The sequence below is a fragment of the Agromyces terreus genome (assembly GCF_009749465.1).
GTDB lineage: Bacteria > Actinomycetota > Actinomycetes > Actinomycetales > Microbacteriaceae > Agromyces > Agromyces terreus.
In genome coordinates this window covers 1-24,492 of record NZ_WBIS01000005.1, presented here as the reverse complement: position 1 = coordinate 24,492, position 24,492 = coordinate 1, and the positions used below count along the sequence as shown (strand labels likewise).

The window sequence follows — 24,492 nt, the reverse complement described above, 5'->3', positions numbered from 1 at the left end:
AGGCTCGAGCCGTGGAACTGCACGAGCACACGGCCCTCGAACTGCACCAGCTGCTGCAGCGCGGGGAGGTGTCGCCGGTCGAGGTCGCGGCGCACTACCTGGCGCGCATCGAGCGCCTCGATCCCGAGCTCGGCGCCTTCGCGACGGTGACGCCCGAGCGGGCGCTCGAACGGGCCGCGGCGGTGGCGGCCGAGGTGCCGAGACCGGCCCCGCTGTGGGGCATGCCGCTCGGCGACAAGGATCTGCATCCGCGGGCCGGGGTGCCGACGGCCTTCGGGTCGCGTGCGTTCTCGGGCTTCGTGCCGGATGCCTCCGACGAGACCGTGCAGGCCGTCGACGATGCCGGCGCGGTGAGCCTCGGCAAGACCGCGACCCCCGAGTTCGGCCTGCCCTCGTACACCGAGGCGCTCGTCGGGCGTCCGACGCGCAACCCGTGGGATCCGACGCTCGGCGCTGGCGGCTCGAGCGGGGGCGCGGCGGCGGCCGTCGCGTCGGGCATGCTGCCCTTCGCCCCGGGCTCCGACGGCGGCGGATCGATCCGCATCCCGGCCGCGGCGTGCGGGCTCGTGGGCGTGAAGCCGTCGCGCGGCCGCGTGCCGAGCGGATCGGGGCTCGCGAGCCTCGCCGGGCTCGGCGTGGTCGGCGCGATCGGGCGCACCGTCGCCGATGCGGCGCTCCTGCTCGACGGGCTCATCGCACCGACCGGGTATCCCGCGCGGCATCGCTCCTCGGTGCGGGCGCCCGGCGACGACGGGCCGTACCTCGGCGCCGCGATCCGCGGGGAGGGGCGCTTCCAGATCGGCGTGCTGGGCGATTCGCCGTGGGACGACGCGTACGACATCGTCGTCGCGCCCGAGGCGCGGTCGGCGCTCGACCGCGCCGTCGCGGTGCTCGACGCGGGCCGTCACGGGATCGAGCTGATCCCGCCGGCGCCCGAGCCCGGCTACGCGCCCGCGTTCCGCACGATCTGGCAGGCCGGTGCGGCCTCGATCCCGGTCGAGGGGGAGCGGCTCGCGCTGCTCGAGCCCCTCACGCAGTGGCTCCTCGAGCGCGGGCGGGCACTGCCCGCGCGGCAGCTCGCCGAGTCGCTCTCCTGGCTCGCCGAGTACGAGCGTCGCGTCATCGCGAGGTTCGCGCCGTACGACGCCGTGCTCTCGCCCGCCCTGGCGATGACGCCTCGGCCGGTCGGCTGGTACGACGCCGACGACGGCGAGCGCAATTTCGCGCAGCAGGTGCAGTACACGCCGTTCACCTCGTTCGTCAACGTGTCGGGGCTGCCCGCCGTGACCGTGCCCGTGGAGTTCACCGCCGACGGCGCCCCCATGGGGGTGCAGCTCATCGGGCGTCCGGGCGGGGAGGCGACGCTCTTCTCGATCGCGGCGCACCTCGAGCGGCGGTTGCGGCGCGAGCCGAGGCATCCGCCCGTCTGGTGACCTGCGGGTCGACCGCGCGACGCGCTGATTCGGGCCGCCCGCGCCCGTATGTCAGACTTAGGTAATGCTTACCTCAACTGCCGGCGTTGCGCCCAGGGTGCGCCCCGCGTACCGCAACTTCCGCGTCGAGGTCGCTCGCGTCGAACGGCTCTCGCCCACGTTCACGAGCATCACCTTCACGGGCGACGACCTCGCCGACTTCGGCACCGCCGGCCTCGACCAGCGCGTGAAGATCGTGCTGCCGCTCGAGTCCGACGGCTTCGCCTCGTTCCCCGACGGCGAGCAGTGGTACCCGATGTGGCGCGAGCTGCCGGGCGAGCGCCGCAACCCGTTCCGCACCTACACGGTGCGCGCCGTCCGGCCCGACGCGCGCGAGGTCGACGTCGTCTTCGCCGGGCACGGCGACGGCGGCCCCGCCTCGGCGTGGGCCTCGCGCGCACGCCCCGGCGACGAGATCGTCATCATCGGCCCCGACGAGTTCGGCCCCGCCCGAGCCACCGGCATCGACTGGCGTCCGGGCGAGGTCGACACGCTCCTCCTCGCGGGCGACGAGACCGCGGTGCCCGCCATCTGCGCGATCCTCGAGTCCCTCCCGGCGGATGCCTCGGGGGCGGCCTTCCTCGAGGTCCCGACGGCCGGCGACCGCCTCGAGGTGCGCGCCCCGGCCGGCATCCGGGTGACGTGGCTGGCCAGGGGGGCCGACCACGACGCGGTGTCCGCGGCCCACGGCGAACTCCTCGCGCCGGCCGTGCGCGACTGGGTCGTGCGCCACCTCGCCGATCTCGGCGTGAGCCGGGCGGGCGGCGACGCGGCCGCCGCGGCGCTCGCCGAGGCCGAGCGCGCCGATCTGCCCGACACCGCGCTGTGGGACGTGCCGGAGGGCCAGAGCCTCGACGGCGCGTGCTACGCCTGGCTCGCGGGCGAGGCATCCGTCATCACCGGGCTCCGACGCTTCCTGGTGCGCGAGGCCGGTCTCGACCGGCGACAGGTCGCGTTCATGGGCTACTGGCGCCGCGGACGAGCCGAACTCGAGTGAGCGTCCCGCATTCCGCGACGGGCCGCACGGCCGGTTCGCTCGTGCCGGAGGCGCCCGCAGCGGGCCGGAGCTCCGGCGGCACCGGTCGGTCGGGTGGGCGCGACGGCGCACGCCGCCGCCCGCGGCGCGTCGGCACCGCCCGCGCGCTCGCCGTGCTGGCCGCCTGCACGCTCGCGCTGCTCGCGATCGTGGCCGCGAGCCTCGCCTTCGGCGTGCGGTCCATCGACCCGGCCGTGGTCTGGCAGGCCGTCATCGGCCCCGACGCCGCGAACGCCGACCACAACGTCGTCTGGCAGCTGCGCGTGCCCCGCACGGTCATCGGCCTGCTCGCGGGGGTGGCGCTCGGGCTCGCGGGCACCCTCATCCAGGGCGTCACCCGCAACCCCATCGCCGACCCGGGCCTGCTCGGGCTGAACTCGGGCGCCTCGCTCGCGGTCGTGCTCGCGATCTCCTTCCTCGGGGTGAGCGCGCCGCTCGAGTACATCTGGTTCGCGTTCGGCGGCGCCGCGGCGGCGGCCGCCGTCGTCTTCTCCATCGGGCGCGGCCAGCCCGTCCGCCTCGCCCTCGTGGGCGCCGCGGTGACCGCGTTCATCACGCCGCTCATCGCGCTCGTGCTCCTCCGCGACGTCGACGCCTTCAACCAGTACCGGTTCTGGGCCGTCGGCTCGCTCACCGGTCGCGGCCTCGAGGTCGCCGCGGTGCTCTGGCCGTTCATCCTCCTGGGCGCGGTCATCGCCTTCGTGCTCGCGAACCGGCTGAACCTGATCGCCCTCGGCGACGACGTGGCGAATTCGCTCGGACAGCGCGTCGGCACCACGCGCGCCGTCGCGGGCCTGGCGCTCGTGCTCCTCTGCGGCACCGCGACCGCCCTCGCCGGGCCGATCGCGCTCGTCGGCCTCGTGGTCCCGCACGCGGCGCGCCGGCTCGTGGGCAGCGACTACCGCTGGATCATGCCGACCGCGCTGCTGCTCGGCCCCGTCATGCTGCTCGCCGCCGACGTCATCGGCCGCCTCATCGTGCCGAACTCCGAACTCGAGGCGGGGGTCGTCGCCGCCTTCCTCGGTGCTCCGGTGCTCATCGCGATCGCGCGCAGCAGGAACGTGGCGGGTCTGTGATGGCGATGACGACGGATGCCACGACGCGACCCGCCGCGGACCTCGCCGACGTGCGGGCGGGCGTCGCCGCGGTGCGCCGCCGCAACCGCATGCGCCTCGCGCTGACCCTGGGCATCGGCACCGTGGTCGCGGCCGTCTTCGCCGTGATCGCCCTCTCGTCGGGCGCCGCGAGCCTCACGCCCGATCGGGTGCTCGCGACCCTGTTCGGGCAGGGCGACCGAACCGAGAACCTCGTCGTCTTCACGCTCCGGCTGCCGCGCATCCTCGCCGCGCTGTTCGTCGGGGCGGCGTTCGGCCTCGCGGGAGCGGTCTTCCAGGCCGTGCTCCGCAATCCGCTCGCGAGCCCCGACATCCTCGGCGTCTCGGCCGGCGCGAGCCTCGGCGCCGTCTGGGCGATCCTCGGCCTCGGCCTCGCGGGCGCCGTGGTGTCGGGCTTCGCCCTCGCGGGCGGCATCGCGGTCGCGGCCGTCATCTGGGCGACGGCCTGGCGGCAGGGACTGCACGGCATCCGCTTCGTGCTCGTCGGCGTCGGGCTCGCCTACGTCTGCGGCTCGCTCATCGCCTGGCTGCTCGCCCGCGCCGAGGTCCGGCAGGCGCAGGCGGCCCTGCTCTGGACCGTCGGCAGCGTCGCCGACGTGCGCGGCGACGCGCTCGCGCTGCTCATGATCGGCGTGACGATCGGATGCCTCCTCGTCGCCCTGGTCTCGCGGGGGCTCCCGGTGCTCGCGCTCGGCGACGACCACGCGACCTCGCTCGGCGTCCGCTCGAGCCTGCGCCGCGGCATCCTGCTCCTGGTCGCCGTGCTGCTCATCGCGGTCGCGACCTCCGTCGCCGGGCCCATCGCGTTCGTCGCGCTCATCGCCCCGGCCATCGCGCGGCGGCTCGTCGACGACGGCAGCGCCGCGCTCACGGCCTCGGTCATGACGGGCGCCGTGCTGACCCTCGGCTCCGACGTGATCGGGCAGTTCGCCCTGCCCCAGTTCACCGCGCCGGTCGGCATCGTCACCGGGCTCATCGGCGCCCCGTACCTGTTGTGGCTGCTCGCCCGCACCGAGCGGCGCGGCAGCGGAAGGAAGGCCGTCGCATGAGCCCTGACGCAACCGCCCCCTCGTCGGCCCCGGTCGGCCTCGCCGCCGAGGGCGTCAGCCTCGGGTACGACGGACGACGCGTGATCGACGGACTCGACCTCGTGATCCCGACCGGGCGCATCACGGCCGTCGTCGGGCCGAACGCGTGCGGCAAGTCGACCCTGCTGCGCGGGTTCGCGCGCCTGCATCCCCTCGAGGGCGGGCGGGTCGTGCTCGACGGCGTCGACGTCGCCGAAATGCCGCGTCGCGACCTCGCGCGTCGCGTCGGCGTGCTGCCGCAGTCCTCGATCGCGCCAGACGGCGTGCGGGTCGCGGAGCTCGTTGGCCGGGGGCGCTACCCGCATCAGGGCTGGTTCGGACGCCACTCCAGCGACGACGACCGCTTCGTCGCCGAGGCGCTCGCGGCGACCGGCATCGCGGATCTCGCCGACCGCCGCCTCGAGGAGCTCTCGGGCGGCCAGCGGCAGCGGGTGTGGATCGCCATGGTGCTCGCGCAGCAGACCGACATCGTGCTCCTCGACGAGCCCACGACCTACCTCGACGTCACGCATCAGCTCGAGCTGCTGGACCTGCTCACCGAGCTCAACCGGGAGCGCGGCACGACCGTCGTCATGGTGCTGCACGAGTTGAACCTGGCCGCCAGGTACGCCGATCACCTCGTGGTGATGTCGGCGGGGGCGGTCATCGCCGAGGGGCGGCCGTCCGACGTGCTCACCCCCGAGACCGTGCGGAGCGCGTTCGCGCTCGAGGCATCCGTCATCCCCGATCCGGTCGCCGGGTCGCCGATGATCGTGCCGGTCGGCCGCTTCCACACCGCCGCGCTGGACGCAGCCGACGGATCGTGACGCGTCCGTGACCGCGCGCGTTTCGCCCCCGACTCGCGCTTAGGTTAGCCTTGCCTTATTCCCATCACTGAACCGAGGAGTTCTCCGTGCGTCTTCGACGTCCGCTCATCGCCCTGGCCGGCCTCGCCGCCACCGCCCTGACCCTGACCGCCTGCGCATCCGGCACCTCGGAGGAACCCTCCGCCGCCCCCGACGCGGCCGTGGGCGAGGGCTTCCCGATCACGATCGAGCACGCCTTCGGCGAGACCGTCGTCGAGGCCGCTCCCGCGCGCGTCGCCACCTGGGGCTGGGGCTCCACCGAGGCCGCGATCGCGGTCGGCGTCTACCCGGTGGCCGTGGCCGAGCAGAGCTGGACCGTCGGCGAGGGCAACCTGCTGCCCTGGGTCGAGGGCGCCTACGACGAGGCCGGCATCGAGCACCCCGTCGTGCTGAACGACGACGAGGGCGGCGCGAGCGTGCCCTACGAGGAGTTCATCGAGGCGACCCCCGACCTCATCCTCGCGCCGTACTCGGGCCTCACCGAGGAGCAGTACGACACCCTGAGCGACATCGCGCCCGTCGTCGCCTACCCCGACGCCCCGTGGACCACGGCATGGGACGAGAACATCGAGATCACCGCCCGTGCGCTCGGCCTCGAGGCCGAAGGCGAGGCCGTGCTCGACGACATCGACGCCTACCTCGCCGACGAGGCCGCCGCGCACCCCGAGTTCGCGGGCAAGAGCTTCGCTGGCATCTGGGACGGCGACGGCGTCGTGTCGGTCTACACGGCCGCCGACCCGCGCGTCGCGGTGCTCACCGAGCTCGGACTCGAGGTCGCCCCGAGCGTCGCCGAGCTCGACTCCAGCGACGGCGGCTTCTACTACGACCTGAGCTACGAGCAGCTCGACAAGCTCGGCAGCGATCTCGTCGTCAACTACTCGAGCTCGAAGGAGGCGGCCGAGACGCTGCTGACCAAGCCCGAGACGCAGGCGATCTCCGCCGTGGCCGCCGGCCGCGTCGCGCAGGTCTACGACCCGATCACGGTCTCCTCGGTCTCGCCGCCCACCGCGCTGAGCTTCACGTGGCCCGACGGAATGCCCGCGCTCATCGAGTCCATCGCGGGCGCGCTCGCGGAGTAGCGCCCTCCCCGCCCGGTCCCGAGCCCCGGCCCCGAGCCCCGGCCCCGAGCCTCCTCGCAATTCAGGTTCGCGCGCGTGTCGCGCCGGGTTCTGCCCGATGTCGATCCCGACGCGCCGTGCGTCATCCTGAATTGCGTTGGGGCAGGGCAGGGCAGGGCGGATCAGGGCCGGGCAGATCGGGGCCGGGCGGGCTTGCGGAGGTACCCGCCCGCCTCGAGGCCGGCCTCGATCTCGAACCGGTTCCGCAGCGGGTCGCGACCGGCGAACAGGTAGAGCACCGGCAGCAGCATGCCGTACTTGCGCCACTGCTGCTCGTGCACGGCCTCGTGGCCGAGCACCGTGTCGGAGTCGTTGCTCGCGGTCAGGTAGCACCGGCCCACGCAGGACCCGCCGCGCCCGAACGTCCACTTCGGCATGCCCGTGAACACGAAGAGCCCGTTGCGGCGCTCCACGCGGCCGGTGCTCCAGAGCGAGCCCCACACGAACCCGACGCAGGTGGCCCACCAGTAGCCGGCCCGGCTGATGGGGGAGTCGGTCAACCGGATCGTGACCCGGCTCACGCGACATCCCCGGATGCCTCGTCGTCAGATGCGTCGGAGTCGCCGGATGCCTCGGAGTCGCCGGATGCCTCGGGGTCCCCGGATGCCTCGGAGTCCCCGGATGCCTCGGCATCGCCGGGGCGGCCGAGCGCCTCGAGCAGGCGCAGCCAGACCTCGCTCATCGTCGGGAACGCCGGCACCGCGTGCCAGAGCCGATCGATCGGCACCTCGCCGACGATCGCCACGGTCGCCGCGTGCAGCAGTTCGCCGACGTCCTGGCCGACGAAGGTGGCGCCGAGGATCGTGCCGCGCGATGCGTCGATCACGAGCTTCGCGCGTCCTTCGGCGCCATCGGCGTGGATGCCGGTGCCGCTGGCCGACTCGAGGGCGACCTCGGCGACGCCGACCTCGCGGCCGGAGGCCCGTGCCTCGGCCTCGGTCGGCCCGACCTGCACGGCCTCGGGCTCCGAGAACACGACCTGGGGCGCGGCGCCGTGATCGGCGGTCGCGACATGCGCGCCCCACGCCTCGGTGTCGACCGGATGCCCCGTGGCCCGCGCCGCGATCAGGTCGCCGACGGCTCGCGCCTGGTACTTGCCCTGGTGGGTGAGCAGGGCGCGATGGTTCACGTCGCCCGCGGCGTACAACCACGGGTCGTCGTCGGCGCCCTCGACGCCGGCGACGCGCATCGTGTCGTCGACGTCGAGCCAGTCGCCCGGTTCGAGCCCGACGCGCTCGAGCCCCGCGGCATCCGTTCGCGGCTTGCGGCCGGTGGCGACGAGCACCTCGTCGGCCGTGACCGTCGAGCCGTCGTCGAGGGTCAGCACCACCTCGCCGGATGTGTCGCGCTCGACGCGCGCGGGAGAGGCGCCGGTGCGCACCGTGGCGCCGAGGTCGCGCAGACCTGCGGTGACCGCGTCGCCGACGAACGGCTCCATGCGTCCGAGCAGGCCGCTGCGCGCGAGCACCGTGACCTCGGTGCCGAACCCGGCGTACACCGTCGCCATCTCGCAGGCGACGACCCCGCCGCCGATGATCGCGAGCCGAGCCGGCACCTGTTGCACGCTCGTCGCCTCGCGGCTCGTCCACGGCGCCGACTCGGCGAGCCCGGGAATGGGCGGGATGACCGGGTCCGAGCCCGTGGCGAGGACCACCGCGTGCCGCGCGAGCAGCGTGACCGGGTCGGCGTCGTCTCGTTCGACGACGACCCGTCGCGGACCGTCGAGGCGACCGTGGCCGCGCACGAGCCCGATGCCCGCCCCGTCGAGCCACTCGGTCGCGCCGGCGTCGCTCCAGTCGGAGACCCAGTAGTCGCGTCGGCGCAGCACGGCGGCGACGTCGAGCCCGCCCGAGATGGCCTCGGCGGCACCCGGCACGCGTTCGGCCGCACGCAGGGCCGCGGCGCTGCGAAGGAGGACCTTCGAGGGGACGCAGGCCCAGTACGAGCACTCGCCGCCGACGAGCTCGTGCTCGACGATCACCACCTCGAGCCCGGCGGACCGCACCCGGTCGGCCACGTTCTCGCCGACCGGTCCGGCTCCGAGGACGATCACGTCGACTTCGCGTTGCATGCGTCTCCCCTCGTGCCCGGCGCACCGGGCGTCGGCCCAAGCCTAGGCACAGCGCGCCCTCGCGCACACCCCTTGACGGCGGGCGGCGACGGGCGGACGGGCGGACGGCCTCGGAGGAGGCGCCGGGCGCCGGGGCTCAGCCGGCGACGGCGGCCGTGCCCGCGCGTCGGTCGGCCGCACCGCCCGCGAGCGCGCCGACGAGCCGGAGGATCGTCGGCAGGTCGTCGTCGGCCGACTCGGGCGAGCTCGGCGCGAATCCGGCGATCGCGGCGCCGGCCAACGGGAAGCGGGCGACCACGGCCTTCACGAGGTCCACGAGCACGGGCGCGTGGACGCCGAACGGCATCGGATACGACAGCCCGCCCATGGCCGACGGGTCGAGCACGTCGAGGTCGATGTGCACGAAGACGCGCGACGCGCCGGTCGACTCGATCGCGGCGATGACGACCTCGGGGTCGGCGAGGTCGTCGACGGTCAGCACGTCGATGCCATGCTCCTCGATGAAGCGGTGCTCTTCGGCGTCGATGGCGCGGATGCCGCCGAGCACGAGCCGCTCGGGAGCCACCCGGGTCTCGGGGGAGAGCGCGAGCCCGTCGATGCCCTCGCCGGCGATGTGGCGGAGGGTCATGCCGCCGAAGCCCCCCGACGGCGAGGAGTCGGGGGTGTTCAGGTCGGGATGGGCGTCGAGCCAGAGGACGGCGAGGTCGCCCTCCGCGTGCCGGGAGGCGTGGGCCACCCCGGCCAAGGCCGCACCGCAGTCGCCGCCGATGATGATGGCGGGCGCCGGCGCGGTCTCGAGCATCTCGTCGGTGCGCTCGCGCACGCGGCGCAGGGCGCTGTAGCGACGGATGCCGGTGCCGAGCGACTCCCCGGCCTCGGCGGGCACGTCGACGGTCAGGGTCGCCGCGGACGGGAGGTCGCCGCGAATCGCGGCGGCGCCGTCGGCGAGGCTCATCGCTCGCGAGGAGATCGAACCCTGCCAGAGCGGGACGACGACGAAGGTTGCGGGCATGAGCCAAGTATCGCGCGATCGGGTCGGCCGGTGCCAGCCGACCCGATCGCGGATGCGGTGCGGTGCTCGTGCGATCGAGGTCGCGGTGTCCGGTCTCGGCGACCGGATCGAGGTCAGCTCGAGGTCAACTCGAGATCGCGCCCTGCGAGCCGCCCGACTTCAGCGCGGCGAGCCGCGCGTCGACCTCGGTGAGCTCGCCGAGGTCGTCGAGCTCGTTGAACTGCGCGTCGAGGCTCGAGGCGGCGAGTTCGGCCTGACCGCGCACGACGGCCTCCTCGCGCCGGATCTTCTCCTCGAAGCGGCCGAGTTCGCTCGTGGGGTCGAGGATGTCGATCGACTTCACGGCGTCGTGCACCTGACGCTGCGCCTCGGCGGTCTTGGCCCGTGCGACGAGCTCGGACCGCTTGTTCTTCAGCTGGACCAGCTTCTCCTTCATGCCGTTCAGCCCGGACTTCAGCTGCTCGACGACCTGGGTCTGGGCCGCGATCTGCGGTTCGGCGGTCTTCGCCTCGTTCTCGGAGGAGATCTGCCGGCCGAGGGCGACCTTGGCGAGGTTGTCGAACTTGTCGGCGCCGGCCGTGTCGCCGGCGGCGCGCAGCTCGTCGCCCTTGCGGCTGGCCGCGATGGCCTTCTCGCCCCAGGTGCGGGCCGCCTCGACGTCTTCGCGGTGGTCGTCTTCGAGCAGGCGCAGGTTGCCGATGGTCTCGGCGATGGCGGCCTCGGCGTCGGCGATGCTGTTCGTGAAGTCGCGGACCATCTGGTCGAGCATCTTCTGCGGGTCTTCGGCCTGGTCGATGAGCGCGTTGACGTTCGCGCGCAGGAGGGTGGAGATCCTCCCGAAGATGGACTGCTTGGTCATGCTGGTTTCCTTTCGTCGGTTCGGTGGTCGCGTCGCCGGGGGCGTGCGGCGGCGTCGTGGGTCGTGGTCTTCGCGTTCAGAAGCGGCCTCCGCTCCCGCGGCGGCCCCTGGTGCCGCCGCCGCCGAAACTGCCGGCGGAGCGGCGCGTGCCGGACCGTGCGCTGCTGCGCGAGCCGCCGAACCCGCCTGAGCGGCTGCCGCCGTAGCCTCGGGACCGACTGCTGCGCGAGCCGCCGAACACGGAGTCGACGAGGATGCCGCCGAGCACGGCGCCCATCACGTCGCCGCCGCCCCCGCCGCCGTCGTAGGTGCGGTCGAAGCTCGCGACGTCGCGCTGCGCGAGGGTCAGGGCGTCGGTGGCGAGTTGCGCGGACCGCCGCGCGGACTGGAGCGCGGCGGCGGGGTCGGTGCCCGCGACGGCCCGCTGCAGCAGCCGGCTCGCCTCGGCCAGTCGGGTGCGCGCCTCGGCTCCGACGGCTCCGCGCCGGGCCGTGACGTAGTCTTCGGCCGTCTGCACCTGGATGCGGGCGCCGTCGACGGAGCGCTGCAGCACGGCCCGCTCCCTCGCGGCCCGTTCGGCGGCGTCGCGGGCGGTCGCGATGGCGGCGTCGATCTCGGCGTTGCTCCGCTCGAGGAGTGCGGCGTCGGCGCGGGGGTCGCGCCCGGCCGCGCCGATCCGGGTCCGCAGGTCCGCGGCGACGACGGCGGTGCCTTCGGCCGCGGCGGCGGTCGCGCCGCCGAGCGCGCGTGCCGTCTCGACGTCGCGCTCGAGGTCGGCGACCCCGTCGGCGAGGGCCCGGTCGGCAGCCGCGAGGTCGTCGGCGAGGCGCGCGACGGCGGCGGTGAGCAGTTGGGCTTGGTCGACGGCCTCTTCGGCGGCGCGGATCGCGACGGCCGCCTCGGCGGTGCGCGAGCCGGCGATCGCGGCGGCGGCCCGCTCGAGCGCGGCGTCGGCGAACGCGAGGCGCGACCCGGCCTGCGCCGGGTTGTCGGCGAGCGCGGCCAGAGCGGATGCCGCGTACTCGCCGCTGAGCGCACGGAGCCGCGCGTCGGCGGGCGCCGTCGTCGCGCGCGCGGCCGCCGCCTCCGCGCGCACGCGCTCGAGTTCGGCCGGAGCGTTGCGCTCGAGGTCGCGGAGGGCGTCGAACGCCTCGGCCTGTTCGTCGAGCAGGGCGTCGGCCGCGGCGGTGGCCGCGAGGATGCCCTCGTAGACCTCGCGCTGTTGCGCTTCGGTGTCGGGCACCTCGTCGTCGAGCCGTTGCTGCAGCCGGAACGCCTCGGCGACCCCGGCCTTCGCCGTCTCGAGCGCCTGGCGGAACGCCGAGGTCGCCGCGTCGCCGTACGACGCGACGGCGAAGCCGAGTTCCTCCTCGCTCGTCTTGATGGCGTCGTCGGCGGCGACGAGCGCGGTGGCGGCACGTCGGCGGAGCTCGGGCAGCGGCACGGCGGGAGCGGTCGCGCCCGAGGCATCCGGCGCCTGCCGTCTGCGACGGCGCGAGAGCACGATCGCGATGACGGCGACTGCGACGGCCGCGAGCACGAGGAACCACACCCAGCCCCAGCCGGACCCGCCCGAGCCGTCGTCGAGGGCCTCGGCCGCGGCGATGGCGGCCCCCGCCCAGTCGCCGTCGCGGAGCGCGGGCTCGATCTCCCGGAGGCTGATGCGGTCGAGTTGGTCGTCGGTGACCGAGGCGTTGCCGGCCGCCGAGAGGTAGTAGGCGCGCCCGTCGATGGCGACCGCGAGGAGGTAGTCCTCAGCGCCCATGTTGTTCGCGACGGCGGTGTCGTTGGCCCAGGTGTCGGCCTGCTCGGGATTCGTGAACTCGTCGACGTACGCGACGAACAGCTGCCGCCCGGTGTCGTCGGCGGTCTTCTCGATGGCGGCGCGCACGTCGTCGGCGTCGTCGCCGAGCGCGCCGACGGTGTCGACGACGGGGTCGGCGCCGAAGGAGACGGGGTCTTCGGCCCAGGCGGGCGACCCGCCGACGAGCAGGAGTGCGGCCGTGACGACCGCCGTGGCCAGGATCCGGTCGATCGAGATTCGACCGCCACGCGACGACGCCATGCACCCTGCCCCTTCTCCGTGCGAGCACGGATGCCTCGAGTCTATGGGGACGCGGTGCCACCGTCCACGGCGTCGGAGCTCGGGCGGCTCATCCGATGCGCGCGGATGCCGCGGGGGAGACGACGAGCTCCTGCGGCGCGCCGTCCGCGGGCGTGAAGGAGATCGCGGCCGAGAGCCCGTACGGGCCGGGGGCGAGCGGATCGAGCTCCACCGTGCCGAGCGAGTCCTCGCCCCCATCGGCGCAGGACGCCGCCGTGAACGCGCCCGTGAGCGTGACCGACTCGCCGGGCCCGAGTCGGACCTCGATCGGCGCCGCGCCGGCGTCGGCGGATCCGAGCCGCGGATGCCAGACGGTCGCGCCCCCGTCGGAGACGGTGATCGCCGGCGCGCTCAGCACGCCCTCGACGATGCTCGGGCCGGCGTTGGCGACGACCACCGCGACGGTGGCCTCCGAGCCGCTCGGGACGGATGCCGCGGGCGGCTCGACCGTGGCCGCGAGCGGCGACGCGGCGGCATCGCTCGCGGGGGCGATCGCCGCACCGCACGTGTTCAGGGTCTCGGGCGCGGCGACGAGCAGGTCGTCGCCGAACTCCGGGCCGACCTGCGGGGCTGAGGCCGAGTCGTCGCCCTCGCCCGCGGAGGATTCGGACTCCGCGGAGGACTCGGACTCGGCGGCGGGCGAGTCCGCGGCGGCGAGGCCGTCGGACGAGGAGGCACCCTGGAACGGCCCGGTCGCGCCGACCGCGAACACGAGGCCGCCGACGACGAGCAGGCCCGCGATCGAGGCCGTCGCGCCGACGACGGCCCTCCGGCGGGTGCGGCGACGCGCGCGGCTCCCCTGCAGCACCGCCTCGAGGTCGACGGGGCGTGCGGATGCGGCATCCGCTTCACGGGACATCGCCTCGGACAGGTCGTTCGGTTCAGGAGACATGGTCGTCCTCCGTTCGGTTCGGGTCGGCCCCGACGGTCGCGCCGTCGGATGCCTCGATCGAGGAGGAGAGGGCCCGCAGCCCGTCGCTCAGGTACCGCTTGACCGCTCCCGAGCTCAGCCCGAGCGTGCGCGCGACCTGGTCGACCGTGAGGTCGTCGTAGTAGCGCAGGACGATGCAGGCGGCCTGCCGGGGCGCGAGCGAGCGGATGCGGCGCATCAGGTCGATGCGCACGTCGCTTCGGTCCTGGGGCACGTCGACGGGTGCCGGCGCCACCGCCAGGTGCCGGACCCGTCGCCATGTGCCGTCGCGGCGGGAACGGTCGATGACGGCGTTCAGGACCGCCCGGCGGACGTACGCCTCGGCCCGCGGCAGCGTGAGCTGGAATCGCGGGCTGCCGAACGTGCGCACGAGCGCGTCCTGCACGAGGTCGGCCGCGTCGTCGGCATCGCCCGTGAGCAGGTACGCGTAGCGCGTGAGCGCGTCGCCGCGTTCGACGACGAGCTGCGTCGCGACGTCATCCCATGACCGGGCCAAGCCGAGCTCCTCCCGACGGCGGTCGATCCGCCGTCATGAGAAGAGACGAACGGGCGAGGCGTTTCGTTGGGGCGGTGTCGCATCCGTGGACGGCGACCGTTGCACGGTCGCCGTCGAGAACGGGATTCTGTGCCCCCGGAGGGATTCGAACCCCCGACCTACGGTACCGGAAACCGGCGCTCTATCCCCTGAGCTACGGAGGCGCACAGCCAGCAACGATAGCACCGATCGGGACATCCCTCCGACCCGTCGGCGGGACGCGCCCCGCAACCGCGGAGTCAGCCGCGCGCGACGGCGGCGACCGAATCGAGCAGCTCCTCGCGCACCCGGTTGGCGAGCAGGCTCCTCGCGCCGCGGAGCACGGCGTCGCCGTGGACCGCCGTGGCCACCACCTCGGGGTACCAGCGGCTGAGGCGACGGATGCCGGCGCCGACCGCCGTCGCGAACTCGGGGCCGCCGAGGTCGGCGGTCGGGCCCGCGAGCACGACGAGCCGGGGGTCGAGCGTGGCGATCACGGGCAGCGCGATATGCGCCACCCGCTCGGCGAGGTCGTCGAAGACCCTGCGGCGAGCGTCGTCGGCGTCGGGCGCGGCGAGTGCGGCGCGTGCGGCGTGGAAGCCGTCGGCCTCGATGCCGTGGCGTCGCGAGAGCAGCGCGACGGCGCGGCCGCCGACGAGGTCTTGCACGCTGCGGGCGGCCGGGTCGATCGCGTTCGCCTCGCTCGAGATCGGGAGGAAGCCGATCTCGCCCGCGCCGCCGAAGGAACCGCGGTGCAGGTCGCCGGCGACGTCGAACGAGGCGCCGACGCCGTTGCCGAGCCAGAGCAGCGCGAACACGTCGTGGCCGGCCGCCGCGCCGCCCTCGCGCTCGGCGAGCGCCGCGAGGTTCACGTCGTTCTCGATGAGGACCGTGCGGCCGAGGTCGCTCTCGAGGATCGATCGCAGGTGCCGCACGGGCCACCCGGGCAGGGTCTCGCTGAACAGCTCGCCGCTGGCGCCGGGATCGACGTAGCCGGGGATGCCGAGGCACACGGTGCGCACGGCGGTGGCCTCGGTGCCGGCGGCCGCGCTCGCCTCGTCGATGGCACGGCGCACCTCCTCGACGGCCGAGCGCGCGGTCGGGTCGTAGGGGAGGGGGAGGCGCACCACCGGGCGCTCGGTGCCGGCCGCGTCGACGACCGTCGCCCGGAGCTCGAACGCGTCCAGGTCGAGCGCGACGCCGACGCGACGGTCGACCCTGGCGGCGTAGACGACCGCCGCGCGCCCGGCGGAGCCCGCGAGCGTGCCCTGCTCCTCGATGAATCCGGCCTGGAGCAGCCGGCTCATCATCTGCGACGCCGTCGGCTTCGAGACGCCGACGAGTTCGCAGATGCGGTTGCGGGTGAGCGGGCCGTGGTCGAGCAGCACGGCGAGGCCGGCGCGATCGTTGACCGCGCCGAGCCACGACGGCGTTCCCGGAGTGTTCGTCGCCCCCATGATGCCTCCTCGTCAGCTCGCGGGCAGGTTCGCGAGCACGTCGGCGACGAGCGTCTGGGCGTCGCCCGGCTCGAAGAACGCCGTGGAGTCGACGACCACCCAGTAGGGGCCGGTGAACACCTGCACCTGGCCGTTCTCTCCGGAACGGGTGAAGTAGCCGCTCACCTCGGGAGGGGTGCCGTAGGTCGGCACCGCGGTGCTCGCGGCGGCGGCGTCGTTGGCGAGGGTCGTGGCGGCCGACTCGCTCGGCGTCGCGACGGCGATCTCGATGACGTCGCCGCTCGTCTGGTTGAGGTAGCCGCACGAGGTGCCCTCGTGCTCCTCGACGAGCGTCGCCACCGTGCGCGCCGACGGGGCGTAGTCGGGTGCGACGCCGTAGTTCGGGTTGAACGCGTAGAGCTGCTCGGGCGTGAGCAGCGTGTCGCACTCGATCGCGAACGGGATCGCCGGGTCGGGCTCGGCGGAGGGCGTGGCGGGCTCGGTGCTCTGCACGGGCACGTCGGTGCCGTCTGCGGTCGACGTCGCCGTGGGATCGCCGGCGGCGCACCCGCTCAACAGCGCCGCGGAGGCCGCGACGAGCAGGAAGGAGGCGACGATCGGGCGGAACGGGCGGCCGATGCCGTTCATCACTGGGCGGGACATGGACAGACCCTATCAACGTCGAACGATAGGATCTGCGGGTGACTCCCGACGATCTCTCCCGTGTCCTGTTCGACCTCGTGACCGACCTGGTCGAACGACGTCGGCGCGCGGGCGACGACGTCGAGCTCGTGCTGACGCCCGAGCAGATCGTGCTCGAGCGCCCGAAGAACCGCGACCACGGCGACTGGGCCTCGAACATCGCCATGCGCCTGGCCAAGCCGCTCGGCTCGAACCCGCGCGAGGTCGCGTCCGAGCTGGCGACCGGGCTGGCCGCCGTCGACGGCGTCACGAGCGCCGAGGTCGCCGGCCCCGGGTTCATCAACGTGCGCCTCGACGCCGCCGCCGCGGGCGCGCTCGCGAAGGCCATCGTCGACGCCGGCGCCGACTACGGGCGCAGCGACAAGCTCGCGGGCGAGCGCATCAACCTCGAGTTCGTGTCGGCGAACCCCACCGGTCCGCTGCACATCGGGCACACGCGCTGGGCCGCGCTCGGCGACTCGATCTCGCGTGTGCTCCGCGCCGCGGGCGCCGACGTCGCGAACGAGTACTACATCAACGACGCCGGCAACCAGATGGACGTCTTCGGCCGCTCGGTGCTCGCCGCGGCCAAGGGGGAGCCCACGCCCGAGGGCGGCTACCCGGGCAGCTACATCGCCGACCTCGCCGCGCGCGTCCTCGAGCGCGAGCCGAACCTGCTCGCCCTCGCCGACGACGTCGCGCTGCACACCGCGAAGGAGATCGCCTACGAGCTGCAGCTCGGCGAGATCCGCGAGTCCCTCGAGCGCTTCAACGTGCACTTCGACGTCTTCACGAGCGAGCGCCGCCTGCACGCGAGGAACGACGACGGCCTCTCCGACGTCGACACCGCGGTCGAGCGCCTCCGCGCCCAGGGCCATGTCTACGACGAGGACGACGCGGTCTGGGTGCGCACGACCGACTTCGGCGACGACAAGGACCGCGTCATCCGCCGAGGCAACGGCGTGTACACGTACTTCGCCGCCGACGCGGCCTACTACCTCGACAAGGGCGACCGCGGCTTCGGGCACAAGATCTACCTGCTGGGCGCCGACCACCACGGCTACGTGCACCGCCTCAAGGCGCTCGCGGGCGCGGCGGGCGACGACCCCGAGCGCGACATCGAGGTGCTCATCGGGCAGCTCGTGTCGATCAACGGCGCGAAGCTCTCCAAGCGCGCCGGCAACATCATCGAGCTCGACGACCTGCAGGCCTGGCTCGGCACCGATGCGCTGCGCTACACGCTCGCCAGGTATCCCGCCGACTCGCCGCTCACGATCGACCCCGAGATCCTCACGCGCCGCACGAACGACAACCCCGTCTTCTACGTGCAGTACGCCCACGCCCGCACCTGCGCGGTCGACCGCAACGCGGCATCCGTCGGCCTCGACCGCTCGGCGTTCGCGCCCGAACTGCTCGAGCACGAGACCGAGTCGGCGCTGCTCGGCGCGCTGCAGGAGTTCCCGCGCATCGTCGCCCAGGCGGCCGAGCTGCGCGAGCCGCACCGCGTCGCCCGCTACATCGAGGAGCTCGCCGGCCTCTACCACCGCTGGTACGACAACTGCCGCGTGCTGCCCCTCGGCGAGGAGCCCATCGGCGATCTGCATCGCACCCGCCTCCACCTGAACGACGCCACCGGCCAGGTGCTGCGCAACGGGCTCGACCTACTGGGCGTCTCGGCGCCCGAGCGCATGTGACCGCACGCCCGCGGCCGGCGACGCCGGCACCGCGACCACGACGACCTCGGAGGCACCAGTGAGCACACCATCCGACGAGAACCGCGACGAGCGGGCGGATGCCGCGGAGCAGCCTCCTGCGGTCGAGGCCGACGCGCTCGCAACGGCGGAGGGCGGCGATCCGGCCCCTCGCGAGGAGCTCGAGCAGACCGCCGTCCTCGACGACGTCCGCAGCACCGAGGTCATCGAGCCGCTGCCCGGAGAGGCCGGGGGCGCAGCGGCGCCGGTCGCGGCCGAACCGCGTCGGAAGCGACGCGTCGCGCCCTGGGTGATCGTGCTCACGTGCGTGGTCGCGCTCGCCGCCGTGCTCGTGGTCGCCGACCTCGTCACCCGGTCGCTGCTCGAGCAGCGCATCGTCGACCAGACCGAGCAGAACCTGCCCGGCGGCGTCGAGGGCGAGGTCACCGCGCACATCGGCGGGTTCTCCGTGCTCGCCCAGCTGGCGACCGGATCATTCGAGCAGATCACCCTCGACGCCCCCGAGCTCGCGGTGAACGGCAACCCCCTCGACGCGCACGTCGTCGCCCACGGCGTCCCCGTGCAGGAGGGCCGCACGATCGACCGCGTCGCCGGCACGGTCGACATCGACGAGGCATCCGTCAACGCATTCGTCGACATCCCCGGCGTCGACGGCGAGATCTCGCTCGGCGACGACGCCATCGGATTCCGCATGCCGTTCGAGGTGCTCGGGTTCGAACTCAGCGCGTCGGTCACCGCCGAGGCCGAGGCCGCGGGCACGAGCGTGCTGCTCACCCCCGTCGGCGTCGAGCTCTCCGCGGGCGGCAACGACCTCGACCTCAAGGGATTCGCCCAGCAGGTGCTCGGCGACTCGCCGATCGACGTGTGCGTGGCCCAGTACCTGCCCGAGGGACTCATGGTCGACGACATCGCCGTCACCTCGGGTCACGCGAAGATCGCGTTCGCGGCGACCGACGTCGCCTTCGAGGAGGACTCGCTCCGCACCCGGGGCACCTGCGACGCCCCCTGACCCGCGGCCCGTTCGCGGCCCGCGGCGTCCGACGTCATCGGATTCGGCCGCCGCGATCCCGCTCGGTAGACTCGCGGGCAGGCCGCCCCACAAGGGCTGCGCGCTGCACGCTCCACCGAACCGCATCCGGATTCGCTCGCCGTGAGCGAAGCCCGAGATCCGCCCCGTCCCCAGAGGTTCCCCGTGGCAACGACCACCGCCGTCCCGTCGTGGCTGCGCGCGCCCGCCGATCCGAACGCCCTCGCCGAGCAGGTCTGGCCCTCCGGAGCCCGCCGCGACGACGACGGGGCGATCGAGATCGGCGGCGTCGCGCTCCCCGACCTGGCCGACCGGTTCGGCACACCGCTCTACGTGGTCGACGAGGCCGACGTGCGTGCACGGGCCCGCCGGTTCCTGGCCGCGTTCGAGTCGGCCGCCGCCTCCGCCGGCACCGCCGCGACCGTGTACTACGCCGGCAAGGCGTTCCTCTCCACCGAGGTCGTGCGCTGGGTCACCGCCGAGGGCCTCGCGGTCGACGTGTGCAGCGGCGGCGAGCTCGCCGTCGCGCTCGCCGCGGGTGCCGACCCCGCACGCCTCGGGTTCCACGGCAACAACAAGTCGCTCGATGAGATCGAGCGGGCCGTGCAGGCGGGCGTCGGGGCGATCGTCATCGACTCCGAGATCGAGATCGAGCGCGTCGCGCGGGCCGCTGCGGCCGCGGGCCGGGTGCAGCGCGTCCGGCTCCGGGTCAACAGCGGGGTGCACGCCTCGACCCACGAGTTCCTCGCCACCGCCCATGAAGACCAGAAGTTCGGCGTCTCGCTCGACCGCGCGGTCGAGCTCGGCACGCGCATCCGCTCGCACCCCTCGCTCGACCTGCTCGGCCTGCACTGCCACATCGGCTCGCAGATCTTCGACTCCGCCGGCTTCGCCGAGTCGGCCGAACGGCTGCTCGCCGCGCACGCCGAGCTCGCTCGCGTGAGCCCGGTGCCCGAACTCAACCTCGGCGGGGGCTTCGGCATCGCCTACACCTCGGTCGACGACCCCACCCCCATCGAGCAGATCTCGCAGGGCATCGCCGACGCCGTCGCACGCGCCTGCCGCGACCACGGCGTGCCCGTGCCGAAGCTCGCGTTCGAACCCGGTCGCTCGATCATCGGCCCGGCCGGCGTCACCCTCTACCGGGTCGGCACCGTCAAGCCCGTGCCGACCGAGTGGGGCTGGCGCCACTACATCTCGGTCGACGGCGGCATGAGCGACAACGCCCGCACCGCGCTCTACGGCGCCGATTACACGGTCCGGCTCGCGGCCCGCGTCTCCGACGAGCCCGCGGCCCTCGTGCGTGTGGCGGGCAAGCACTGCGAGTCCGGCGACATCGTCGTCGACGCCGACTACCTCCCGCACGACGTGGCGCCCGGCGACCTCGTCGCCGTCGCTGCGACCGGCGCCTACTGCTGGTCGCTCGCGAGCAACTACAACCACGTGCCGCGCCCCGCGGTCGTCGCGGTCCGCGACGGCGCGGCCAGGGTGATCGTGCACGGCGAGACCGTCGACGACCTGCTCGCCCGCGACGCCGGCATCCCGCAGCACCCCGATTCCAACCACTCCGGAGGAACCACCGAATGATCGAGTACCGCTCCATCCGGGTCGGCCTGCTCGGGGCCGGGTCCGTCGGCTCCCAGGTCGCCCGGCTCCTGCTCGAGCACGGCGACGAGCTCGCCCACCGCATCGGCGCGCGCATCGAACTCGTCGGCATCGCCGTGCGCGACCTCGAGGCCAGACGCGACGTCGACCTGCCGCGCGAGCTCCTCACGACCGACGCCGACGAGCTCATCATCGGCTCCGACATCGTGATCGAGCTCATGGGCGGGCTCGAACCGGCACGCACCCTCGTCCTGAAGGCCATCGCCGCGGGCGCCGACGTCGTCACCGGCAACAAGGCCCTCCTCGCCACCCATGGCCCCGAGCTCTACGCCGCCGCAGAACAGGTCGGGGCGCAGCTCTCGTACGAGGCCGCCGTGGCCGGCGCGATCCCCATCATCCGCCCGCTCCGCGAGAGCCTCGCCGGCGACCGCATCGAGCGCATCCTCGGCATCGTCAACGGCACCACGAACTTCATCCTCGACCGCATGGACACGACCGGCGCCTCGCTCGAGGACGCGCTCGCCACCGCGACGGAGCTCGGCTACGCCGAGGCCGACCCGACCGCCGACATCGGCGGCTACGACGCCGCGCAGAAGGCCGCGATCCTCGCGAGCATCGCGTTCCACACGAGCGTCCCCGTCGAGGCCGTGCACCGCGAGGGCATCACCGGCGTGACGGCCGAGCAGGTCGAATCCGCCCGCCGCGCCGGCTTCGTCGTGAAGCTCCTCGCGATCTGCGAGCGGCTCGTCGACGCCGAGACGGGCGAAGAGGGCGTCTCCGCACGCGTCTACCCCGCCCTGGTGCCGCGCGAGCACCCGCTCGGCGCGGTGCGCGGCGCGAACAACGCCGTCTTCGTCGAGGCATCCGCCGCCGGCCCCCTGATGTTCTACGGCGCCGGGGCCGGGGGCGTGCAGACGGCCTCCGCCGTGCTCGGCGACCTCGTCGCCATCGCCCGCCGGCACGTCGTGGGCGGTCCGGGCACGGCCGAGTCGACGCACGCCGAGATGCCCGTGTTCGAGATCGGGCGCATCACCACGCGCTACGCGATCACGCTCGAGGTGGCCGACGAGCCCGGCGTGCTCGAGCGCATCGCGCACGTGTTCGCCGAGCACGACGTCTCGGTCGAGCAGCTGCAGCAGACGGTGAGCGAGGGGTCCGAGCGGGCTACGCTGGTCATCGGAACGCACCAGGCGACGGAGTCCGCGCTCGCCGAGACCGTCGCCTCCCTCGCCGAGAACCCCGTCGTCGTATCCGTCGCGTCCGTCCTCCGAGTCGAAGGAGCATTGTGAACCAGCCCACCCCCAAGGCCACGTCCCGCCAATGGCGGGGCGTCATCCGCGAATACGCCGACCGGCTCGACGTCACCGACGCCACGCCCGTCGTCACGCTCGGCGAGGGTGGCACGCCGCTCCTGCCCGCACCGGCGCTCTCGCGCCGCACGGGCGCCGACGTGTGGGTGAAGTACGAGGGCATGAACCCGACCGGCTCGTTCAAGGACCGCGGCATGACCATGGCCGTGACCAAGGCCGTCGAGCACGGCGCGAAGGTCGTCATCTGCGCCTCGACCGGCAACACCTCGGCCTCCGCCGCCGCGTACGCCACGCACGCGGGCATCAAGGCCGCCGTGCTCGTGCCCGAGGGCAAGATCGCCATGGGCAAGCTCAGCCAGGCCATCGCGCACAACGGCGAGCTGATCCAGGTGCAGGGCAACTTCGACGACTGCCTCGACATCGCGCGCGACCTCGCCGAGAACTACGCCGTGCACCTCGTCAACTCGGTCAACAACGACCGCATCGAGGGGCAGAAGACCGCCGCGTTCGAGATCGTCGAGGCGCACGGCGACGCCCCCGACTTCCACTTCATCCCGGTGGGCAACGCCGGCAACTACACCGCGTACACGCGCGGCTACCGCGAAGACCTCGCGGCGGGCAACAGCACGCGCATGCCCCGCATGTTCGGGTTCCAGGCATCCGGCTCCGCTCCCATCGTGCGCGGCGAGCCGGTGCGCGATCCCGACACCATCGCCAGCGCGATCCGCATCGGCAACCCCGCCTCGTGGGAGCTCGCGCTCTCCGCGCGCGATGAGACCGACGGCTACTTCGGCGCGATCGACGACGACAAGATCCTCGAGGCGCAGCGCATCCTGTCGGCCGAGGTCGGCATCTTCGTCGAGCCCGCGTCGGCCATCTCGGTCGCCGGCCTCCTCGAGCGCTCCGAGGCCGGCGTCGTCCCGGCCGGCTCGCGCGTCGTGCTCACGGTCACCGGGCACGGGCTGAAGGACCCCCAGTGGGCCCTCCGCACGGCCGACGGATCCGACGTCCAGCCGACCGTCGTCCCGGTCGACACGGCGCAGATCGCCGCGGTGCTCGGGCTCACCTCATGAGCGACGCCGCGCTCGCGCCCGACGGTGCCCCCAGTTCCGTCGTCGGGCGCCGCGTGCACGTGAAGGTGCCCGCGACCAGCGCGAACCTCGGCCCGGGCTTCGACACCCTCGGCCTCGCGCTCGCCCTGTACGACGACCTCGAGGTCGAAGCGACGGATGCCGCGGCCCACGAGATCTCCGTCCACGGCGTCGGCGAAGGAGAGGTGCCGCTCGACGAGTCGCACCTCGTCGTGCGCGCCATGGCGCACACCTTCGCACGCGCGGGGGTCGAGATGCCCTCGGTCCGGCTCGTCGCACGCAACAGCATCCCGCACGGCCGAGGGCTCGGCTCCTCGGGCGCCGCGATCGTCGCGGGCGTCATCGCGGCATCGGGGCTCCTCGAGGGCATCGTCGACTTCAGCGCCGACGACCTGCTCGAGGTCGCGACCGAGCTCGAAGGCCACCCCGACAACGTCGCCCCCGCCCTGTTCGGCGGGCTCACGATCGCGTGGGTCACGCCCGACGGACCCAGGCACAAGAAGCTCATCGTGCACCGGGGTGTTTCGCCGCTCGTGCTCGTTCCCGAGCACGAGATGTCGACGGCGCTGGCGCGATCGCTGCAGCCCGAGTCGGTGCCGCACGAAGACGCCGTGTTCAACGTGTCGCGCTCGGCGCTGCTCGTCGCGGCCCTCATCCAGAGCCCCGAGCTGCTCCTGCAGGCGACCGAAGACAAGCTGCACCAGCACTACCGCGCGCAGGCGATGCCCGAGACCGACCGTCTCATCCGCGAACTCCGCGCGGCGGGGCATCCGGCCGTCGTGTCCGGCGCCGGACCGTCGATCCTCGTGCTCGCGAGCGACCCGAGCGAGCGCGCCGAGGCGATCCGCCTCGTCGAGCAGGCGGCCGAGACGGCGTGGCAGCCGCTGCCCCTCGCGGTCGACTTCCTGGGCGCGACGGTCACGCGGGCAGACGGCTGATCGGTTCCGCGGCCACCTGTCCTCCACAGGGCGGGTCGCGGATCCGCGGGGTGCTCCTCGGGTGATAGCATTGAGGGGCACCCGACGAGTGACGCACTGTTCGCGTCCATCGTCGCATCGTGCAATTCCCAGCAATCCCTTGCTCTCGTTCTCGCGCACGTCTGCGCTCCGCGCATGACCTGCGACGTGTCGACGACCAGCTCTCCTGGGTCGGCAGCTCTTGCCACCGGGGGAAAGGAACATACCCAGTGACCAACGCAACCGACCACGCCGAATCCGGCGCGGCGAACCGCACCCGACTCTCGACCCTGAAGGTCGCCGAGCTCCAGGAGCTCGCCGCCTCGCTCGGCATCCCCGGCGGCTCCAAGCGCCGCAAGGGCGAGCTCGTCGACCTGATCTCCGCCCACCAGGAGGGCCTCGCGGCCGACGGCGCCGGCGACGGCGCCGAGGCCCCTGCCGCTGCCGAGCCTGCCGCTGCGGAGCCCGCCGCGGCCGAGCCTGCCGCTGCGGAGTCCGCCGCGGCTGCC

22 protein-coding genes and 1 tRNA gene are annotated in these 24,492 nt (G+C 73.7%); 13 read left to right on the top strand and 10 right to left on the bottom strand.

Annotation, left to right across the window (positions count from 1 at the left end; translation table 11 throughout):
- Positions 1 to 11 precede the first annotated feature (11 nt).
- From GQQ92_RS11315 to GQQ92_RS11290, 6 genes are all read left to right on the top strand, one after another.
- Positions 12 to 1,433, top strand: a complete 1,422-nt coding sequence (locus GQQ92_RS11315) for an amidase (protein WP_156999377.1) — start codon at positions 12 to 14, stop codon at positions 1,431 to 1,433.
- A 64-nt stretch (positions 1,434 to 1,497) separates the two neighbouring features.
- A complete protein-coding gene (locus tag GQQ92_RS11310) occupies positions 1,498 to 2,469 on the top strand; it encodes a siderophore-interacting protein (protein WP_156999376.1) in 972 nt (323 codons plus the stop codon).
- Positions 2,466 to 3,584: a FecCD family ABC transporter permease gene (locus tag GQQ92_RS11305; RefSeq protein ID WP_308206776.1), complete on the top strand. Its 1,119-nt coding sequence runs from the start codon at positions 2,466 to 2,468 to the stop codon at positions 3,582 to 3,584. Before GQQ92_RS11310 ends, GQQ92_RS11305 begins: the two co-directional genes overlap by 4 nt.
- The gene (locus GQQ92_RS11300; protein WP_232057658.1) at positions 3,584 to 4,672 is read left to right on the top strand and encodes a FecCD family ABC transporter permease; all 1,089 of its coding nucleotides are present in this window, start codon (positions 3,584 to 3,586) and stop codon (positions 4,670 to 4,672) included. The genes GQQ92_RS11305 and GQQ92_RS11300 overlap by 1 nt, the downstream gene beginning before the upstream one ends.
- On the top strand, positions 4,669 to 5,517 hold the full coding sequence (locus tag GQQ92_RS11295; protein WP_156999375.1) for an ABC transporter ATP-binding protein: 849 nt from the start codon (positions 4,669 to 4,671) through the stop codon (positions 5,515 to 5,517). Before GQQ92_RS11300 ends, GQQ92_RS11295 begins: the two co-directional genes overlap by 4 nt.
- 86 nt (positions 5,518 to 5,603) lie before the next feature.
- Positions 5,604 to 6,635, top strand: coding sequence for an iron-siderophore ABC transporter substrate-binding protein (locus GQQ92_RS11290; protein ID WP_156999374.1), 1,032 nt, complete (start codon positions 5,604 to 5,606; stop codon positions 6,633 to 6,635).
- Positions 6,636 to 6,796: 161 nt separating this feature from the next.
- Here GQQ92_RS11290 and GQQ92_RS11285 read toward each other — a convergent pair whose 3' ends face one another.
- The 10 genes from GQQ92_RS11285 to GQQ92_RS11240 form a co-directional block, all read right to left on the bottom strand.
- Positions 6,797 to 7,195: a Fe-S oxidoreductase gene (locus tag GQQ92_RS11285; RefSeq protein ID WP_232057657.1), complete on the bottom strand. Its 399-nt coding sequence runs from the start codon at positions 7,193 to 7,195 to the stop codon at positions 6,797 to 6,799.
- Complete coding sequence (locus GQQ92_RS11280; protein ID WP_156999372.1) at positions 7,192 to 8,745, bottom strand: dihydrolipoyl dehydrogenase family protein; 1,554 nt, start codon at positions 8,743 to 8,745, stop codon at positions 7,192 to 7,194. The genes GQQ92_RS11285 and GQQ92_RS11280 overlap by 4 nt, the downstream gene beginning before the upstream one ends.
- A gap of 136 nt (positions 8,746 to 8,881) precedes the next feature.
- A complete protein-coding gene (locus tag GQQ92_RS11275; RefSeq protein ID WP_156999371.1) occupies positions 8,882 to 9,757 on the bottom strand; it encodes an arginase family protein in 876 nt (291 codons plus the stop codon).
- A 124-nt stretch (positions 9,758 to 9,881) separates the two neighbouring features.
- Positions 9,882 to 10,616 carry a PspA/IM30 family protein gene (locus tag GQQ92_RS11270; RefSeq protein ID WP_156999370.1) on the bottom strand — a complete coding sequence of 245 codons (735 nt, stop codon included), beginning with the start codon at positions 10,614 to 10,616 and terminating at the stop codon, positions 9,882 to 9,884.
- A 76-nt stretch (positions 10,617 to 10,692) separates the two neighbouring features.
- Positions 10,693 to 12,681: a TPM domain-containing protein gene (locus GQQ92_RS11265; protein ID WP_156999369.1), complete on the bottom strand. Its 1,989-nt coding sequence runs from the start codon at positions 12,679 to 12,681 to the stop codon at positions 10,693 to 10,695.
- 88 nt (positions 12,682 to 12,769) lie between these two features.
- Positions 12,770 to 13,612: a hypothetical protein gene (locus GQQ92_RS11260; protein ID WP_156999368.1), complete on the bottom strand. Its 843-nt coding sequence runs from the start codon at positions 13,610 to 13,612 to the stop codon at positions 12,770 to 12,772.
- The gene (locus tag GQQ92_RS11255) at positions 13,602 to 14,147 is read right to left on the bottom strand and encodes a sigma-70 family RNA polymerase sigma factor (RefSeq protein ID WP_156999367.1); all 546 of its coding nucleotides are present in this window, start codon (positions 14,145 to 14,147) and stop codon (positions 13,602 to 13,604) included. The genes GQQ92_RS11260 and GQQ92_RS11255 overlap by 11 nt, the downstream gene beginning before the upstream one ends.
- Positions 14,148 to 14,277: 130 nt before the next feature.
- Positions 14,278 to 14,350 (bottom strand) — tRNA-Arg (locus tag GQQ92_RS11250).
- Positions 14,351 to 14,425: 75 nt separating this feature from the next.
- Positions 14,426 to 15,622, bottom strand: a complete 1,197-nt coding sequence (locus GQQ92_RS11245) for an ROK family transcriptional regulator (RefSeq protein ID WP_156999366.1) — start codon at positions 15,620 to 15,622, stop codon at positions 14,426 to 14,428.
- A 12-nt stretch (positions 15,623 to 15,634) separates the two neighbouring features.
- Positions 15,635 to 16,264 (bottom strand): iron ABC transporter ATP-binding protein, encoded by a 630-nt coding sequence (locus GQQ92_RS11240; protein WP_156999365.1) that lies wholly within the window; start codon positions 16,262 to 16,264, stop codon positions 15,635 to 15,637.
- Between the two features lie 38 nt (positions 16,265 to 16,302).
- Here GQQ92_RS11240 and GQQ92_RS11235 point away from each other — a divergent pair, with 38 nt between their 5' ends.
- From GQQ92_RS11235 to GQQ92_RS11205, 7 genes are all read left to right on the top strand, one after another.
- Complete coding sequence (locus tag GQQ92_RS11235) at positions 16,303 to 17,976, top strand: arginine--tRNA ligase (protein ID WP_156999364.1); 1,674 nt, start codon at positions 16,303 to 16,305, stop codon at positions 17,974 to 17,976.
- Between the two features lie 58 nt (positions 17,977 to 18,034).
- Positions 18,035 to 19,003: an LmeA family phospholipid-binding protein gene (locus tag GQQ92_RS11230; RefSeq protein WP_156999363.1), complete on the top strand. Its 969-nt coding sequence runs from the start codon at positions 18,035 to 18,037 to the stop codon at positions 19,001 to 19,003.
- A gap of 183 nt (positions 19,004 to 19,186) precedes the next feature.
- Positions 19,187 to 20,608 (top strand): diaminopimelate decarboxylase, encoded by a 1,422-nt coding sequence (gene lysA, locus GQQ92_RS11225; RefSeq protein ID WP_156999362.1) that lies wholly within the window; start codon positions 19,187 to 19,189, stop codon positions 20,606 to 20,608.
- On the top strand, positions 20,605 to 21,915 hold the full coding sequence (locus tag GQQ92_RS11220) for a homoserine dehydrogenase (RefSeq protein ID WP_156999361.1): 1,311 nt from the start codon (positions 20,605 to 20,607) through the stop codon (positions 21,913 to 21,915). The genes lysA and GQQ92_RS11220 overlap by 4 nt, the downstream gene beginning before the upstream one ends.
- Positions 21,912 to 23,009 (top strand): threonine synthase, encoded by a 1,098-nt coding sequence (gene thrC / locus GQQ92_RS11215; RefSeq protein ID WP_156999360.1) that lies wholly within the window; start codon positions 21,912 to 21,914, stop codon positions 23,007 to 23,009. The genes GQQ92_RS11220 and thrC overlap by 4 nt, the downstream gene beginning before the upstream one ends.
- On the top strand, positions 23,006 to 23,965 hold the full coding sequence (thrB, locus tag GQQ92_RS11210; protein ID WP_156999359.1) for a homoserine kinase: 960 nt from the start codon (positions 23,006 to 23,008) through the stop codon (positions 23,963 to 23,965). The genes thrC and thrB overlap by 4 nt, the downstream gene beginning before the upstream one ends.
- Before the next feature lie 248 nt (positions 23,966 to 24,213).
- The coding region (locus GQQ92_RS11205) for a Rho termination factor N-terminal domain-containing protein (protein ID WP_197738217.1) at positions 24,214 to 24,492 on the top strand (279 nt) is incomplete at its 3' end.

Excerpts from the sequence above, each read along its gene's own strand:
- GQQ92_RS11240 (WP_156999365.1), bottom strand. The coding sequence starts at position 16,264 with ATGTCCCGCCCAGTGATGAACGGCATCGGCCGCCCGTTCCGCCCGATC.
- GQQ92_RS11245 (WP_156999366.1), bottom strand. The coding sequence starts at position 15,622 with ATGGGGGCGACGAACACTCCGGGAACGCCGTCGTGGCTCGGCGCGGTC.
- GQQ92_RS11260 (WP_156999368.1), bottom strand. The coding sequence starts at position 13,612 with ATGTCTCCTGAACCGAACGACCTGTCCGAGGCGATGTCCCGTGAAGCG.
- GQQ92_RS11270 (WP_156999370.1), bottom strand. The coding sequence starts at position 10,616 with ATGACCAAGCAGTCCATCTTCGGGAGGATCTCCACCCTCCTGCGCGCG.
- GQQ92_RS11220 (WP_156999361.1), top strand. The coding sequence starts at position 20,605 with ATGATCGAGTACCGCTCCATCCGGGTCGGCCTGCTCGGGGCCGGGTCC.
- GQQ92_RS11300 (WP_232057658.1), top strand. The coding sequence starts at position 3,584 with ATGGCGATGACGACGGATGCCACGACGCGACCCGCCGCGGACCTCGCC.
- GQQ92_RS11275 (WP_156999371.1), bottom strand. The coding sequence starts at position 9,757 with ATGCCCGCAACCTTCGTCGTCGTCCCGCTCTGGCAGGGTTCGATCTCC.
- thrB (WP_156999359.1), top strand. The coding sequence starts at position 23,006 with ATGAGCGACGCCGCGCTCGCGCCCGACGGTGCCCCCAGTTCCGTCGTC.
- GQQ92_RS11280 (WP_156999372.1), bottom strand. The coding sequence starts at position 8,745 with ATGCAACGCGAAGTCGACGTGATCGTCCTCGGAGCCGGACCGGTCGGC.
- GQQ92_RS11310 (WP_156999376.1), top strand. The coding sequence starts at position 1,498 with ATGCTTACCTCAACTGCCGGCGTTGCGCCCAGGGTGCGCCCCGCGTAC.
- GQQ92_RS11265 (WP_156999369.1), bottom strand. The coding sequence starts at position 12,681 with ATGGCGTCGTCGCGTGGCGGTCGAATCTCGATCGACCGGATCCTGGCC.
- GQQ92_RS11295 (WP_156999375.1), top strand. The coding sequence starts at position 4,669 with ATGAGCCCTGACGCAACCGCCCCCTCGTCGGCCCCGGTCGGCCTCGCC.